This is a genomic window from Mesorhizobium sp. M0701, from assembly GCF_040320365.1.
Classification (GTDB): Bacteria; Pseudomonadota; Alphaproteobacteria; order Rhizobiales; family Rhizobiaceae; genus Mesorhizobium.
In genome coordinates, this window is sequence record NZ_JAMYPO010000007.1 from 195450 (window position 1) to 211677 (window position 16228).

The window sequence follows — 16228 nt, forward strand, 5'->3', positions numbered from 1 at the left end:
CCGTGCCGGTCAAGCGACGCCGGTCAATTGGTGCCAGTCAGGGCCAGCTGCAGGAAGACGTACTTCATCGCCGCCTGTGCGGCCTGCGGCCGCCGGTCGCCGCGTCCACCATGGCCGCCCTCGGTCTCCTCGAAGAACAGCGTCTTGCCATGGCCGGCCGCCTGCAGCCGTGCCGCCATCTTGCGGGCATGCCCGGGATGGACGCGATCGTCGGCGGTCGAGGTCGTCAGCAACACCGGCGGATAGGCTGCATCCGTGTCTACATGCTGGTAGGGCGAATAGGCGGCGAGCCAGGCTGCCTCTTCCGGCTTCGCCGGATCGCCATACTCGGCCATCCATGACGCGCCGGGCGGCAGCTCGGTGTAACGCAGCATATCGAGCAGCGGCACGTCGATGATCACTGCACCGAACAATTCCGGGTGCTGGGTCAGCGAGACGCCGGTCAGCAAGCCGCCATTCGATCCGCCCTGGATGCCCAGTGTGGCGGGCGTAGCGATGCCGCGTTGGACCAGATCTTGCGCGACCGCGGCGAAATCGTCGAAGGCATTCTGGCGATTGGCCTTGAGCGCCGCCTGATGCCAGTTCGGGCCGAACTCGCCGCCGCCGCGGATGTTGGCCTGTACATAGGCATTGCCCTTCTCCAGCCACAGCCTGCCGCGCACGCCGGCATAGCCGGGCAGCAGCGGCACTTCGAAGCCGCCATAGCCGTAAAGCAATGTCGGCACGGGTCCATGCAAGTCGCGCCTCCTGACGACGAAGTACGGGATCATCGTGCCATCCTTCGAGCGCGCCTCGAACTGTTCGGAGACCAGGGACGACGCATCGAAACGCGCCGGCTGCGACTTCACCGTTGCCAGCCCCGCGGCGTTGTCGTCCGACCAGATGATCGAGCTCGGCGTCAGGAAATCGGTGAAGGAGAAGGAGACGCTGGAACCGAAATGCTCGGCATGGCTGATGCCGACATTGCCGTTTTCAGGCAACGCCACGGGCTTGAACTCCCAGCCGCTGTCGCTGCGCTTGCCGGCGACGACCTTGCCGCGCACATTATCCATCAAATTGATGAACAGCCGGTCCTGCGTGCGGGCAATACCGGCGATCGAGACACGGTGCGCCGGCTCGAGCACGGTACCGAGGGATCCGAATAGCCCGGTTTCGATCCAGCGCTCGAAATCGAGTGAATAGAGCCCGTCGGGCTTACACAGCGTGCCGTCCGGCGCAGTCCACGGGGTACGCACGCCGAAGACGAGCTGGCCTTTGAACAGCGCTGTATCGGTGACGTCGTCCGGCAACGGGATGCGCCTGTTCTCGCCGGAAGGCAGCCGCAGGAAACTGTGCGAGGCGAAGAAGTCGATGGTTCGGGCGAGGAAGACATGACGCTTGTCGCCGTCGAATTCGACGGACCCGCCGGCGGCAAGATCCTGCTTCAGCGCCTCGAAGATCGGCATCGCCGCTTCCAGTGGCGTGCCGCGCCGCCAAAGCTTGACCACGCGCGGATAACCGGACTGGGTCTTGTCGTCCTCCTCGAAGGCGGCGGAAACGATAACCGTGTCCTCGTCCAGCCAGCTAAAGCTCGATTTCGAGGCAGGAGCGCGAAAGCCGCCATCGACGAACGATCTGCTTTCGATATCGAATTCGCGCATCTCGCTAGCATCGCCGCCATCCGGCGACAGGTTGAGCAGGCAGCGGCTGAAGTCGGGGTAGAGCCAGCTGGCGCCGCTGAACACCCATTTCACCCCCTCTTTCGCCGCCAGACTGTCGAAGTCGATGATCGTCTGCCATTCCGGCTTGTCGGTCTTGTAGGAGGCGACGGTGGTGCGCCGCCAGAGGCCGAGTACGTTCGTCCGGTCCTGCCAGAAATTATAGACATAGCCGTTGATAGCGGCCCCGACGGCGATGTTATCCTCGGCTGTCATCAGGTCGAGCGCCGTCTCGAACGACGTCTGATAGGACGGATCACCCTGCAGCTCCCCGACCGTAACTGCATTTTGGTGATGCACCCAGTCGAGCGCCTGCTTGCCCCTCCTGTCCTCAAGCCAGAGAAACGGGTCTTCGGCCGCCGAACCCGGCTGGCCCTTGGTATTCGATTTGGTCATGACGTCTCCGGTTGAGTCGGGCGGCGGCATAGCCAAGATCGACATGGGGCCGCTTATATTCAAGTCATTCGTCAGAGACGGCGGCTTTCTGGCATTCACACCATCCGTCTTCGAATGACCGTTACAACTGCCAGCGCCAGGCAAATGGCACCGAGCGTCATTGGCAGGCCGCCGGCGCCAACAACATCCATGGCGCTGCCCGCCAGCGGCGGCACGGCGATGCCGCCGACGCCCCACATCAGCGAGAAGGCGGCGTTGCCGGCGACCAGTGCCGAGCCGGTGAACCGCTCGCCGAGTTCAATGATCGACATCGTGTAAATGCCGTAGGAAACCGCGCCCCAGATGAAGACGCACGGCCAGATCAGCGGCGTCTCGATGAAAACCGGCAACAGAACGCATCCGAGCACCGTCATCGAAACACAGATGAACCGCACCAGCCGCGCCGTCAGTCGTTCCGCCAGCAGGCCGAGCGGCACCTGCATAGCGATGTTGCCGGCGATCATCACCGACAGCAGCGCCGACATGCGCGCTTCGGCGATGCCATAATGTGTTCCGTAGACCGGCAGCAAGGCGAGCACCGCCTGTTCGAAACCGGCGGCCACGATCACCGCCGATAACAGCAGCCACGCCTGCGGCACAAACCCCAGCACCGAAACGCGGTGCCCGCTCTCGTCGACCTTGGGCAGCCGTGCCAGCACTGAGGCGAGGCAGGTGCCGCAAAACAGGAATGCGGTGATGCCGACGAGAAACGGCGGCCATCCCTCGGTGCCGACCGCAAGCAGGCACAGTGGCCCCGCCGCAAAGCCCGCCGAAATGATGGTCGAATAGATGCCCATGACGCGGCCGCGGCGTGTCGGCGGCGCCAGTGCGATCACCCAGACTTCGCTCAGCACGTAGAGCGGGTTGGTGACGGCGCCGATCAAAAAGCGCAGAGGAAACCACAGATAGACATTTTGCGTCCAGCCGATCAGCGCCAGCACCAGCGCGGAAAGTGCCGCGCAAGTAAGCGCGGTGCGCCCTGCCCCGAAACGCCGTGCCAGCGCCGGAACCAGCGGCGACGAGACGATGAAGCCGATCGGCGTCATTGCCGCCGACAGGCCGATCATGGCCGGCGAGACGCCCTGGCGCTGCAGGATGAAGCTCAACAGCGGATAGCTCAGCCCTTGCGCGATGGCGAACACCGAGACGGTGGCGATCACGCCGGTGATCGCCGCCCATTGCACTGTCTCGCCGCTGTCCTGTTCCGCCCGGTCCATGATGCAGGACTAGCGTTTCGCTTTCATCGCGGTAAGCACCGGCAACGAAAACCGCTTGCGCCAGCCGGAAGAGATAGGAGCCTGACGATCCCTCCGGCTGCCCTTCAGGCATGTCGCTTCCCTCGTCCTAGTGGTCGCCGCCTCCGCAATGACTGGCCGGCCGGCAGTCCATTATGCCGCCGCATTGCCGCAGCGTACGAGGACTATCATGACCGCCGCCCTTCAGCCCGCCGAACCTGCATTGGCAAACGACCGCGCCCGTCGCGGCGGCCGCGCGGGAAAGCGTGCCGGCGGATCGGCGGCGTTCGAGCAGCCGCCGTTTCGACAGTTGAAGAACCCGCTGGCGCCGACCCGGCTGGTTTCCGACGACGAGCTGGAATCTATCCACCTCGCCTCTCTGCGCGTGCTGCGGGAAATCGGCGTCGACGTGCTGCATGACGAAGCCCGGCGCATCATGAAGGCGCATGGCGCCGATGTCCGCGAAGGCAGCGAGCGGGTGCGCTTCGACAGCGACATGATCCTGGAACTGGTTGCGCACTGCCCGCCGGAATTCACCATCCACGCCCGCAACCCGGCGCACAACGTGCGCTTCGGCGGTGATAATCTGATCATCTCGATGATGGCGTCGGCGCCCAATTGCTCCGACGTCGACCGCGGCCGCCGGCCGGGCAACCAGCAGGACTACCGCAACTTCCTCAAGCTTGCGCAGATGCACAACATATTGAACTGCACGGGCGGCTATCCGGTCGAGCCGATCGACATCCATCCGTCCGTGCGCCACCTCGAATGCATCCGTGACCTCGCCACGCTGACCGACAAGATGTTCCACATCTATTCGCTCGGCAAGGAGCGCAACGTCGACGGCATCGAGATCACCAGGATCGCACGTGGCATCAGCCATGAGCAGTTGCTTGCAGAGCCGTCGGTATTCACCATCATCAACACCAATTCGCCGCTCAAGCTCGACGTGCCGATGATGGAAGGCATCATCCAGATGTCGAGCAAGGGCCAGGTGGTCATCGTGACGCCGTTCACCCTGTCCGGCGCTATGGCGCCGGTGACGATTGCCGGCGCGCTGGTGCAACAGAATGCCGAGGCGCTGTCCGGCATCGCCTTCGCGCAGATGGTGCGCAAGGGCGCGCCTGTCGGCTACGGCGGCTTCACCTCGAATGTCGACATGAAGTCCGGCGCGCCGGCCTTCGGCACGCCGGAATATATGAAGGCGCAGCTGGTCGGTGGGCAACTCGCCCGCCGCTACAACATCCCCTACCGCACCTCCAACACCTGCGCAGCCAACACGGTTGACGCGCAGGCCGCCTATGAAAGCGTGTTCTCGCTGTGGGGCGCCATCCAGGGCGGCGGCAATCTGATGATGCATGCCGCCGGCTGGCTCGAAGGCGGCCTGCGCTGCTCCTATGAGAAGACCATCCTCGATATAGACCTGTTGCAGATGGTCGCCGAGTTCCTGACGCCGCTCGATCTTTCCGAGGAAGCACTCGGTTTCGACGCCATACAGTCCGTCGGCCCCGGCGGCCATTTCTTCGGCACCCAGCACACGCAGGACCGCTACAAGACCGCGTTCTATGCGCCTATTATCTCGGACTGGCGCAATTTCGAGAGTTGGGCGGAGGCCGGGTCGCCGACGGCACTCGAAAAGGCCAATCGCGTCTGGAAGGAACGGCTGGCGTCCTATGAAGAGCCCTACATGGATCCGGCAATCCGGGAGGAGCTCAACGCTTTCGTCGACAAGCGCCGGGCCGAAGGCGGCGCGCCGACCGATTTTTGATCATCTGATGAGTAGTCGACCCCCACTCCGTCTTGATGGCAGGCTGGCCGGAAACATCGCTGTATCCGATCTCCGCTTTGTTTTCGCGCCCCGCTCACTCGATTCAATCTCTTCAAACACGGATCTATCTTCATGAAATCTCATGCAAAAGCGGTTGTCATCGGCGGCGGGGTCGTTGGCTGCTCGGTGCTCTATCATCTGGCCAAGGCTGGCTGGGCCGACATCATGCTGATCGAGCGTTCGGAGCTCACTTCCGGCTCGTCCTGGCATGCGGCGGGCGGCTTCCATACGCTGAACGGCGATCCCAACGTCGCCAAACTGCAGGCCTACACGGTGCGGCTCTACAAAGAGATCGAGGAGATTTCCGGCCAATCCTGCTCGCTGCACCTGACCGGCGGCGTGATGATGGCCGACACGCCCGAGCGCATGGACTTCTTGCGGCTCGCCCACGCCAAGGGCCGCTATCTCGGCATGGACACCGAACTGATCACGCCGTCTGAAGCCAAGGCGATGTTCCCGCTGATGGACGAGACGAATTTCGTCGGCGCCATGTGGGATCCAGTCGAGGGCCATCTCGACCCTTCCGGCACCACCCATGCCTATGCCAAGGCCGCCAGGAAGCTAGGCGCCGAGATCGTACTGCGCAACCGCGTCGTGGAACTGACGCAGGAGGTCGACGGCACCTGGAACGTCGTCACTGAGCAAGGCACAGTCAAAGCCGAGCATGTGGTCAACTGCGGCGGCCTGTGGGCGCGCGAGATCGGTCGCATGGTCGGCGTCGAACTGCCGGTGCTGGCCATGGAGCACATGTATCTTCTGACCGAGCCGATGCCGGAGGTCGAGGAATTCAACAAGTCGACCGGCCGCGAGATGATTGGCGTGCTCGATTTCAAGGGCGAGATCTATACCCGCCAGGAACGCAACGGCATCCTGCTCGGCACCTATGAAAAGGCCTGCAAGCCGTGGTCGCCGGTCAACACGCCGTGGGATTTCGGCCACGAGCTGCTGCAGCCCGACATCGACCGCATCGCGCCGTCGCTCGAGATCGGCTTCAAGCATTTCCCCGGCATCGAAAAGGCCGGCATCAAGCAGATCATCAACGGCCCCTTCACCTTCGCGCTGGACGGCAACCCGCTGGTCGGCCCGGTACAGGGCCTGACCAATTTCTGGTGCGCCTGCGCCGTCATGGCCGGCTTCAGCCAGGGCGGCGGCGTCGGCCTGGCGCTGTCGAACTGGATGGTCCATGGCGACCCCGGCTTCGACGTCTGGGGCATGGACGTTGCGCGCTTCGGCGAATGGGCAACGCTGCGCTATACCAACGCAAAGGTCCGCGAAAATTATTCGCGCCGTTTCTCCATCCGCTTTCCCAACGAGGAATTACCGGCGGCAAGACCAGCGCAGACGACCCCGCTTTACGACACCATGCTCGCCAACAACGCCGTCCTGGGCGACAGCTGGGGTCTCGAAACCCCGCTCTGGTTCGCGCCGAGAGGCTCGGAGCCGAAGGACGTCGTGTCCTTCCACCGCTCCAATGATTTCCGCCCGATCGGCGAGGAGGTGCGCGCCACCCGCGAGAGGGTCGGCGTCACCGAGATCGCCAACTTCGCCAAATACGAAGTCTCCGGGCCAGGGGCCGAGGACTTCCTCAACCGTCTGATGACCAATCGCATGCCGAAGACCGGCCGCATCGTGCTGACGCCCATGCTGAACGAGTTCGGCCGGCTGATCGGGGACTTCACCATCGCCAAGGCGGGCCCAAGGGGTGGGGAAGACCGCTTCATGATCTGGGGTTCTTCGGCAGCGCAAAAATACCACATGCGCTGGTTCGAGAAGCATCTGCCAAAGGATGGAAGCATCCGCATCCACCGCTTCGACCAGATGCTGGTCGGTCTCTCCATCGCCGGGCCGAAATCCCGCGACCTGCTGCAGAAACTGGTCGATGTTGACATCTCGACCAAGGCCTTCCGCTTTATGGATTTCCGCGAAATGGCGGTCGGCGGCGCGCCTTGCATGGTCAATCGCATCACCTACACCGGCGACCTCGGCTATGAGATCTGGATGGCGCCTGCCTACCAGCGCCTGGTCTACAAGGCGATCAAGGAGGCCGGCGAAGAGTTTGGGCTTGTCGATTTCGGCATGCGGGCTTTGCTCTCGATGCGGCTTGAGAAGAACTTCCCGACCTGGTTCCGCGAGTTACGTCCGATCTACGGACCGTTCGAAGGCTCGATGGACCGCTTCATCAAGCTAGAGAAGAACGACTTCATCGGCCGGGAAGCAGCGGCCAAGGAACAGGCAGAAGGGCCGAAACTGCGCCGTGTCTCCTTCATCGTCGATGCCGCGGATGCAGACGTCATGGGCGACGAGCCGATCTGGGCCAAGGTCGGCGGCAAGGATTACGGCACCGTGGAAAAGCCGCATGGCTATGGCGCGCCGCGCTTCGACGCGGGCGGCAAGGAAGTGCGCGGCTCGAACGCCGCCGAAGGCGCGTCTGCCGTGCGCGGCATCGTCGACGGCGACTGTCGCGTGGTCGGCTGGGTCACCTCCGGCGGCTATGCGCATTATGTCGAGAAGTCGATGGCGCAAGGCTATGTACCGGCAGCGCTTGCCGAGAACGAGAGCGCCGGGCTGTTCGAGATCGAAATCCTCGGGCACCGGCGGCCGGCACGCATCAATGTCGAGCCGCCCTTCGACCCGAGCGGCGAAAAGATGAGGACGTAGGCGCAGCCAGCCGGTCGCATTGTGCGGAGCATACTCTTCATGCTAGCGCAGCCGGCAACACTCTGCTGCAAGGGCGATGAGATTTCATTGAAGTACAATCTGAGATGGGCCGACTGGCTTGCCGAGGCGCGGATCGGCCCCTTCCCGGCGGCGATCGTCATGGTCGCGGCTTACTTTGCCTTGCAGACCATCATACTGTCCCTGTTGAGCTCTTGGGCGGGAACCGGCGTCGGCATCGATGATGCGGAGCAACTGATCTATGTTCCGTATCTCTGGGCTGGATATGGCGGCTCGCAACCACCCCTGTACACCTGGATCAACTGGCTGGCCGCGCATATTTTCGGCACCAGTATCTTCACGCTGAAGCTCGTCAAATACTCCGTGCTGTTCCTTGCCGCCTGCAGCGTGTTCGCCGCCATGCGGCGGTTCGGCTACACCAAAGCGACAGCGGCGGCGGCCATGTTCGGCCTGTTTACGATCCCGCAGATCGTCTGGGAATCGCAGCGCGCCTTGTCGCATTCCGTCGCCGTCGTCGGCTTCTGCTCGCTGCTCCTGCTGGCCATGTCCTATCTTCTCGAGCGGCGAAGCATGATCGCCTGTGCGGCGTTTGGCCTAGCCACGGCGGCGGCAATTCTTGCCAAATATAATGATGTCTTCCTCGTGGTGGCCCTTGTTGCGGCCGTGCTGTCGCTGCGCGAATGGCGCAGCGCGATCCTCGATCCGAAGTTCGCCATCAGCATAGCGGTCGCGATATTGGTGCTGGCGCCAACCACCTATTGGAGCCTCATGCATCCCGCCGATTTATTGTCGAGAGGCGAGAAGTTCGGAATAGATTCGCAACAAGCGCGCATGGCGGCGGCCTTTGTCGGCGCCGGCAAGTTTATCATGGGCACCTTCAATTTCGCGGTCTTGCCGGTGCTCGTTTCCGCCCTGTCTTTCTGGCTGGCGAAGTTCCGTTTCTCGGAGCGGCATCCGGAAGGTCCGCCCCGGGAAATTCTGTTGTGGCGTACCTTGGCGCTCGGCTTGGCCATGCTGGCAATACTTGTACTTGCCACCGGCGTGACGGTGGTCAAGGACCGCTGGCTGCTACCGGTCCTGTTCATGTTGCCGCTGGCCATCGTCGCCACTATGGAACGGCTGGCGCCGCGCGGCAGGAATGCGCAGCTCATGGTGATCGCGGCTGGAGCGATCATCGCCGTGCTGCTCGCGCCCGCCACCTGGTACGTCCAGATAAACGGGGCCAGTGGCCTCTCGCGGATGATCCGCGTGGATTACCCCGCCCTCTATCGCCAACTGACTGCGGACGGACCGGTCAAAACCGCAATATCTGATGGTGCATGGGTCGGAAACCTGCGGCTGGTCGACGAAAAACTGGTCGCACTTGACCAGGAAGTGCCTAATTTCGAAACGCTGATGCAGGAGCCGGCCGTACTCGTCTGGCTTGACCGCGACGATCCGCGGCCGGTCATTTTGGAGCAGCTCAAAGCGGCCGGCTATGAGCCGGACGGCCAACCACGGCAAATGATGGTTCCGCTGTTGCGCGGCACCGGCAAGTCCGCCCGGGCCGGCGCCTATGTAAGATTGAAGAGAATGGCGGTGGGAGAAGCCACGGCGCCCAAGGAAGGCGTTAGCGGAGGAGCCGAGGGTGGACAGGAACCCGACTGACCGGCCCCGTCATCACCGCAAGATCATGCCGTTCGAGCCCGACGGCTCGAATGATGTGCTGCGCAAAAAATCGCAGATGAAGGCCGCTGAACTCAACCAGCATGCACTGGGCTATGGAGCGCTGGCGGAAGCCGAATGGCAGGCGGCGGGCATTGCTGCTCCTGACCTGCCCGCCATGCGCCGATACCGGCTCGAGCGCATCCGCGCCGAGCTGAAGCGCCGCGACTATGCGGGAGCCCTGCTCTACGATCCGGTCAATATCCGCTATGCCACCGACGCAACCAACATGCAGCTCTGGGTCGCACACAATCGGACCAGGCATTGTTTCGTTGCCACCGATGGCCCGGTGGTGCTGTTCGACTATTTCTCCTGCGAGCACCTTTCCGATCATTCCGGCGTCGTCGACGAGGTGCGGCCGGCGGTGTCGTGGGCTTATCTGTACAGCGGCGAGCTGACCAGTCAAAAAGTCCGCCGCTGGGCAGCCGGCATCGCCGACCTGGTATTGGAACATGGCGGCGGCAATCGCCGCATCGCAGTCGACCACATCAATCCCGAGGGCATCGAAGAGCTCGCCCGCCTCGGCATCTCGACCGGCAATGGCGAGGCGGTGATGGAAAATGCGCGGCTGATCAAATCGCCCGACGAAATCCTTGCCATGCGCCGGGCGATCGCCGCTTGCGAGGCGGCAATGGGCGAGATGGAGAAGGCGCTGAGGCCTGGCATCTCCGAGAACGAATTGTGGGCCGAACTCCATCGCGGCAACATCGCGCGCGGCGGCGAATGGATCGAAACCCGGCTCCTGTCGTCGGGCCCGCGCACCAATCCATGGTTCCAGGAGTGTTCGTCGCGGACGATCGAGGCCGGCGAGCTCGTCGCTTTCGACACCGACCTGATCGGTCCTTACGGCTTCTGCGCCGACCTTTCGCGCACCTGGCTTTGCGGTGATGCGCCGCCGTCGCAGGAGCAGCGCGACCTGTTCCGCATCGCCGCCGACCAGATCGCCCACAACACCGAGCTGATGCGGCCGGGCATATCGTTCCGCGACCTCGTCGAGGGCTCGTCAGTGCCACCGGGAGACTGCTTCCCGGCCCGTTACGGGGTGCTCTATCACGGCGTCGGCCTTGCCGACGAATACCCGACTTTGCCGCATGCTAGCGACTGGACCGACGACACACCGGACGGAGTGCTCGAACCTGGCATGGTGCTGTGCGTCGAGAGCTATATCGGTCGGCTTGGCGGCTACGAAGGCGTCAAGATCGAAGAACAGATCCTGATCACTGAAACCGGCAACGAGAAGCTTTCGACCTACCCGCTCGACAATCGGCTGCTTGGCGGCTGAGCGACGCTAATGCATGTCGCGCAAAAGTATGCAGCGGCTTTGCGATAACGACATGCATAAAACAAGAATCTAAAGCGCGTCGCATGAGGCCGACCGAACGCGACGCGCTTTATGCGAGCGCGGCGATCGCCTCGCGCATCGCAGCGACGATCGTTTCCGGCGTTGTCCTGGCCGTGATGAACGGCAAGCCTTTGCGCCGCCTTGTCCAGCCGACGACCGTCACCTTCTGCGCCGCCGGCTCGAAACTCTGCGCCAGCGCCCAGCTCTCGCAATCGATCGCCGCGACGTCCGCCCTGCCCTCGGCAACGGCAACGATCGAAGCACGGTGCCCACAGCTTTCGCTCAGCGCGGAAAAGATATCCAAACTCTCGCCCAATGTTTGCAGGTCGCGGGCTGGCGCGATGATGCCCGACATGGAATCGAGGCTGTTGAAGGTAAAGCGCTTGCCGCGCAGCTGATCGAGCGGAATGACGGCACCGCCGTCGGCCGGCGCCCTTGCCGGCGGTGCCTCGCCCGCTCTCATGACGATGGCGCTCGAATAGAGTTCGCCCTGTCCACCCTCGAAGGCGTCGTAACGCGGCTGGCCGATGAGCTGGACACGCTGCGACAGGCCGAGTTCCATCGGTCCCCAGCAGGTTTGCGCAAAGAGCAGCGCCGGATGCAGCCAGAGCTGGTGAAAATCCAGTTCGTCCGGCGGCAATGTCGCCGGATCGGGCGCGATGGGTTTTCCCTGATCGTCGCGAATACCGCCAGGCACGGGGGGCAAATCGCCGGTGCGGCGGATGATCGTCTCCGGCGCATCGATGCCTTTTTGTCTGAAAGCATCGCGCAGCCGCGCCCATTGCGCGTCGACATCGTCCCGCGCTTCCGGCCAGTCGTACATCGGCAAAGCCGCAATGAATTCGCTCATGCCGGGATTTGACCGTTATGCGGGGAAATTGACAAGGTCAGGAAAGCGTCGTCCGCGCGGCACCGCCTGCAACAACGCAAGAATCATTCTTTCGGCGGCTCGGCGGGTACCGGTGCGCTGCCAAGCCCATTGAGGCTGCGTGCCCTGACGCGCGGCTTGAATGCGCGTCCTGGTTCCGGCATGCGCCGCAGCACGGGATGGACGACCGGCTCCTTCGCCTTGAAGGCATAGGCCTTGAGCAGCGCGAAATAGTTCGGGTAGGCATAGCCATTGTTCATCCGCAGCCATTCGTCACGGCGGTCGCGAAACACCTTCGGCAGCCTGTACCAGGCCACCGTCGGGCTCTTGTGATGGACGAAATGCAGATTGTTGTTGAGGAACAGGAAGGACAGCGGCGAGCGCTCGACGATGATCGTGCGGCCTTCCGGATGTTCAGACCATTGGTGCTCGGCGTAGGTGCGGATCGAAATCAGCGACTGCCCAAGCCAAACCGGCACCAGAACGTAAAGCCACAACGGCATGCCGAAGCCGAACTGCACGACAGGCAGCACCACGACGAGGCCGATCGCATGCAGCAGCCATGCCTTGCGGATGGAATTGTCGCCCGCGGCAACTTGCCTGGCGTCGTCGATGAAAAAGCCGATGCAGGAAAGCCACGGGCCTAGCACCAAACGCCCGATCATCGTGTTGTTGACCTTCAGCAGGAATTTCATCGCCGACGGCAGCTCCTCGTGCTGCCAGAGAGCCTTGTAATAGCTTTCGGGATCATCGAGCGGATCGGTCAGGCGCTCGTCTGCATGGTGGCGCAGATGAATGGTCTTGAATCGGCGAAACGGCCAGACAAGGCCAATCGGCAGGAACACAAAGGCTTCGTTGAGCCGCGCATTCCGGGTTGGGTGGCCGTGCAGGACCTCGTGCATCAGCGAGGATTGCAGCGCCGCAATCAGGGTCAGAAAGGCGAGTGCCAGCAGCGGGTAAGAGGGCCAGAGCAGGAAGCCGGTAGCGAGCCAGCCGCCGTAGCAGAGAAGTGCGAGAAATGCTGTCGGCCATTCGATGGCCGTTGCGCCGTGTCGCCTGTTGCCCATGCTCGTCATGCTATCGACCACTGCCTTCCAGTCGCCGGAACCCGTTTGATTCCTGACAGCATTGTGTCAGGAGCGTTGCATCGCTGCAACGCGATAAAGCGCACAAACTGTTGCGATTGCGCATTTTCAGCTGCAGATGTTATCTATTGTAAACAAGCTCGTAGATTCATTTGCGCTCTAAACGCCATGTAGACCGCTTCGGCGCAAAATTTTGCTCACGTCAGGGAGAGTAGAGATTTGGACAAGCGCGACCTGTCGACGATCTTTCGCGAGCGCCTGAAAATGCTCTTGACAAGGTCCGATTTGAACCAGTCGGCCTTCGCCGCCGCGGTTGGCATCGACCGTTCGGCACTGTCGCAGCTGCTCTCCGGCGCGTCGATCCGCCTTCCCCGCGCCGAAACGCTGCTCAACATCGCCGCCGAATTCAAAGTCTCGCTCGACTGGCTGCTCGGCCTCAGCCACGATGAGGGCGTCACCGGTGAAATCCGCGAGAGCCTTGAGATCGAGGAGGCGCCGGACGGCTTCGACCGCACGCTGCTGGCTCGCTGGCATGCCGAGGCGGCGGGAACGAAAATCCGCTACGTGCCGGCCGGCATTCCCGATCTTCTGCGCACCGAGGCGCTTGTCGACTACGAAGCCGTCATCGCCAACAAGAGCCGCGAGGCACAGGCCGGCGAAACGCAGTACCGCATCGACTACAACCGACGGCCCGAAACCGACATGGAAGTCTGTATGCCGCGCCACACGCTGGAGATCTTCGCGCGCGGGCTGGGCGTGTGGGACCGCTTTCCGGAGGCCGACCGCCACCAGCAGCTCCTGCACATGGCGACGCTGCTCGACGACCTCTATCCCACCTTCCGCCTGTTTCTCTATGACGGGCGGATGCGCTATTCGATCCCCTACACCATCTTCGGGCCCTATCGCGCCGCCATTTACGTCGGCGACATGTATCTGGTGCTGAACGCCACGCAGCCGATCCGCATCCTGACCAGCCATTTCGACAATCTGATCCGTGCCGCGGACGTCAACGCGCATGAAGCGGCCAGCTTCACACGAAAGCTGGCGGAGATGCGATTTTGACCGGTTGCTCTACGTGCCGACATTGACGGCACATAAAGAATTCTTTATATCCTTATCTCAGTTATTCTTCCGGGAAGGCGTATTTCACATGACCAATCCGATCGACGCTCTGCTTGCCGAAAAGGGCGTCCTGCTCGCCGATGGCGCCACCGGCACCAATCTGTTCGCCATGGGCCTTGAGGCCGGAGAGGCTCCCGAGCTCTTGAACGAGACCGCGCCCGACACCATCACCAGCCTGCACCAGAACTTTGTCGATGCCGGCGCCGACATTATCCTGACCAACTCTTTTGGCGGCACCCGCCATCGGCTCAAGCTGCACCACGCGCAGGACCGCGTCTATGCGCTGAACAAGCGCGCGGCCGAGATCGCAAGCGCCGTCGCCGGCAACGCTGGCCGCAAGGTGATCGTGGCCGGCTCCGTCGGCCCGACCGGCGAGCTGCTGGTGCCGCTCGGCGCCATGACCTATGACGAGGCGGTCGAAGCCTTTGCCGAGCAGATTGAAGGGCTGAAGGCCGGCGGCGCCGAAGTCGCCTGGATCGAAACCATGTCGGCGCCTGACGAAATCCGCGCCGCCGCCGAAGCCGCCATCCGCGTCGGCCTGCCCTATACCTATACCGGCTCCTTCGACACCGCCGGCCGCACCATGATGGGACTGCTGCCGAAGGACATCCACGCCGTCGTCGATGGCCTGTCGCAGACACCGCTCGGTGTCGGCGCCAATTGCGGTGTCGGCGCCTCCGACATTCTCGCGTCGCTGCTCGACATGACCGAGGCGAAGCCGGAAGCAACGGTGATCGTCAAGGGCAATTGCGGCATTCCCGAATTTCGCGGCGCCGAGATCTACTATTCCGGCACACCCGAGCTGATGGCCGACTATGTGCGCCTCGCCGTCGATGCCGGCGCCAAAATCGTCGGCGGCTGCTGCGGCACCTCGTTCCAGCACCTCGCCGCCATGCGTAAGGCGCTCGATGCGCACACCAAGTCAGATCGCCCGACCGTCGAGCAGATCGTCGAACGCATTGGCCCGATGCGCAACAAACAGGCTACGGTCAACGTCGCCGAGACCAGCGAAGCCCGCCGCGAGCGGCGCCGCGGACGCGCTTGAAATCCATGATTGGTTAGGCTGGACATCTTCAAAGCAGTAGTTAAGTTCTCGTTGTTAACTGAATACAGCGGGCTTTGGGGAACTGCGGCTTTGGAAAAGGATCTCGACGCTGAGTTTGGAGAACTTAGGGAGCCTGAGAGAATAATGAGTTGGGAAAAAGAGCGAAGCCCTAACTCTCTTTGTACTGTGGACGTCGGATTGCTGGCGGCGTTGTCGTCGCTAAGAGATTGCGCCCAATCACCACTTCTGAAATCTGCCGCACAGACTCAAAATTATCTGTGGGTCATGGACGCAAATGGTGACATTAAAATTGCTGTCGAGGAGATCGCAGTTTTGGACGGCAAACCGGACATACGCGGCTATCCCCGGCGCCGAGGATACAAACATCCATCCGAAGATCAAAAACTTGGACATCCGACCTTATTAGATGGAGGCAAGGCCCGGATTGCCGGAGAGTTGGCGCTGGATTTGCATGACGATAAGCTGCTCTGGATTCTAAATGCCAATTCCGGACGATATTGCAAACAAAAACCGCCATCCAAGAGCCAAGTGGATGCGGCTGCCTATTTGATTCAAGGTATGGGATTGGACATTGAGATCGACTATCTTTGAGAGGTAGAGTCTGCTGTCGCCACACTCTGTGAGATTACGAACAACGCTATGGTCAAAAGCACGCCACTAGAGGACGATTTACTATCTCGGTTAGGAACTTTCCGACCTAGCGACAGAGAACGATTTAAGCGAGCATTCCAATCGCCTATTGAAGAGCGTGACGCACACAGAGCGATTGTACGCTTCGTCGAAGGTTGGGAAGACGGGCGTTGGGTCGAAAGCTATTCGATCGAAAGAATTGGGAAATGGCTCGCAGTAAATGCGCCGGAGAAACTGATTAGGGATTTGTCCAAATGGACAAATCTGAGACAAACATTAGCTCGCGGCGCACTAAAAAGGGGCTTCGCTACAGGGAAGCATCTTTCTATCGATGAGCGCCTTCTTATTTCATAGGCTATATTGCTCCTCACCAGGTCTACATGCGATGAGCAACGCGACGCGTGATCCCGAAAATCGATTCCTGTAAAGAATCTTCCGCCAAATCAACGCGCAGCATCTGACCTGCCACGGGTAATTTCCTCCATCTGAGATTAGAGTCCGGCCTCGATTGAAGGACGGACTGATGAAGAGAAAGCGGTT

The 16228-nt window shown here is 62.0% G+C and carries 11 protein-coding genes; 7 read left to right on the forward strand and 4 right to left on the reverse strand.

The features are described from left to right. Window positions 1–23: 23 nt before the first annotated feature. A complete protein-coding gene (locus NKI24_RS09895) occupies window positions 24–2093 on the reverse strand; it encodes a prolyl oligopeptidase family serine peptidase (RefSeq protein WP_352744808.1) in 2070 nt (689 codons plus the stop codon). A gap of 95 nt (window positions 2094–2188) precedes the next feature. Continuing rightward, entirely contained in the window at window positions 2189–3349 is a 1161-nt protein-coding gene (locus NKI24_RS09900; RefSeq protein ID WP_352744811.1) for an MFS transporter, read from the reverse strand. Between the two features lie 208 nt (window positions 3350–3557). On the opposite strand from NKI24_RS09900, the gene NKI24_RS09905 reads away from it, so the two are divergent. The 4 genes from NKI24_RS09905 to NKI24_RS09920 all read left to right on the forward strand — a co-directional run bounded on the left by NKI24_RS09905 (window position 3558) and on the right by NKI24_RS09920 (window position 10857). Next, the gene (locus tag NKI24_RS09905; RefSeq protein WP_023676493.1) at window positions 3558–5135 is read left to right on the forward strand and encodes a trimethylamine methyltransferase family protein; all 1578 of its coding nucleotides are present in this window, start codon (window positions 3558–3560) and stop codon (window positions 5133–5135) included. A 132-nt stretch (window positions 5136–5267) separates the two neighbouring features. Then, window positions 5268–7853 carry a GcvT family protein gene (locus NKI24_RS09910; RefSeq protein ID WP_352744813.1) on the forward strand — a complete coding sequence of 862 codons (2586 nt, stop codon included), beginning with the start codon at window positions 5268–5270 and terminating at the stop codon, window positions 7851–7853. Between the two features lie 39 nt (window positions 7854–7892). Next, on the forward strand, window positions 7893–9518 hold the full coding sequence (locus NKI24_RS09915) for an ArnT family glycosyltransferase (RefSeq protein WP_352744815.1): 1626 nt from the start codon (window positions 7893–7895) through the stop codon (window positions 9516–9518). A 25-nt stretch (window positions 9519–9543) separates the two neighbouring features. After that, entirely contained in the window at window positions 9544–10857 is a 1314-nt protein-coding gene (locus tag NKI24_RS09920; protein ID WP_352742511.1) for a M24 family metallopeptidase, read from the forward strand. Between the two features lie 109 nt (window positions 10858–10966). Here NKI24_RS09920 and NKI24_RS09925 read toward each other — a convergent pair whose 3' ends face one another. Continuing rightward, entirely contained in the window at window positions 10967–11767 is an 801-nt protein-coding gene (locus NKI24_RS09925; protein ID WP_352452089.1) for a phosphate/phosphite/phosphonate ABC transporter substrate-binding protein, read from the reverse strand. An 83-nt stretch (window positions 11768–11850) separates the two neighbouring features. Next, a complete protein-coding gene (locus tag NKI24_RS09930) occupies window positions 11851–12861 on the reverse strand; it encodes a fatty acid desaturase (protein ID WP_352744818.1) in 1011 nt (336 codons plus the stop codon). Between the two features lie 228 nt (window positions 12862–13089). Here NKI24_RS09930 and NKI24_RS09935 point away from each other — a divergent pair, with 228 nt between their 5' ends. From NKI24_RS09935 to NKI24_RS09945, 3 genes are all read left to right on the forward strand, one after another. Further along, entirely contained in the window at window positions 13090–13932 is an 843-nt protein-coding gene (locus NKI24_RS09935) for a helix-turn-helix domain-containing protein (RefSeq protein WP_352452091.1), read from the forward strand. A gap of 88 nt (window positions 13933–14020) precedes the next feature. Further along, window positions 14021–15037, forward strand: coding sequence for a betaine--homocysteine S-methyltransferase (gene bmt / locus NKI24_RS09940; protein ID WP_352452092.1), 1017 nt, complete (start codon window positions 14021–14023; stop codon window positions 15035–15037). Between the two features lie 9 nt (window positions 15038–15046). Beyond that, window positions 15047–15649 (forward strand): hypothetical protein, encoded by a 603-nt coding sequence (locus NKI24_RS09945; RefSeq protein ID WP_352744822.1) that lies wholly within the window; start codon window positions 15047–15049, stop codon window positions 15647–15649. Window positions 15650–16228 lie beyond the last annotated feature (579 nt).

What these genes read in the sequence shown, in the direction of transcription:
- NKI24_RS09895 (WP_352744808.1), bottom strand. Translation starts at nt 2,093, where the DNA reads ATGACCAAATCGAATACCAAGGGCCAGCCGGGTTCGGCGGCCGAAGAC.
- NKI24_RS09900 (WP_352744811.1), bottom strand. Translation starts at nt 3,349, where the DNA reads ATGGACCGGGCGGAACAGGACAGCGGCGAGACAGTGCAATGGGCGGCG.
- NKI24_RS09905 (WP_023676493.1), top strand. Translation starts at nt 3,558, where the DNA reads ATGACCGCCGCCCTTCAGCCCGCCGAACCTGCATTGGCAAACGACCGC.
- NKI24_RS09910 (WP_352744813.1), top strand. Translation starts at nt 5,268, where the DNA reads ATGAAATCTCATGCAAAAGCGGTTGTCATCGGCGGCGGGGTCGTTGGC.
- NKI24_RS09915 (WP_352744815.1), top strand. Translation starts at nt 7,893, where the DNA reads ATGCTAGCGCAGCCGGCAACACTCTGCTGCAAGGGCGATGAGATTTCA.
- NKI24_RS09920 (WP_352742511.1), top strand. Translation starts at nt 9,544, where the DNA reads ATGCCGTTCGAGCCCGACGGCTCGAATGATGTGCTGCGCAAAAAATCG.
- NKI24_RS09925 (WP_352452089.1), bottom strand. Translation starts at nt 11,767, where the DNA reads ATGAGCGAATTCATTGCGGCTTTGCCGATGTACGACTGGCCGGAAGCG.
- NKI24_RS09930 (WP_352744818.1), bottom strand. Translation starts at nt 12,861, where the DNA reads ATGACGAGCATGGGCAACAGGCGACACGGCGCAACGGCCATCGAATGG.
- bmt (WP_352452092.1), top strand. Translation starts at nt 14,021, where the DNA reads ATGACCAATCCGATCGACGCTCTGCTTGCCGAAAAGGGCGTCCTGCTC.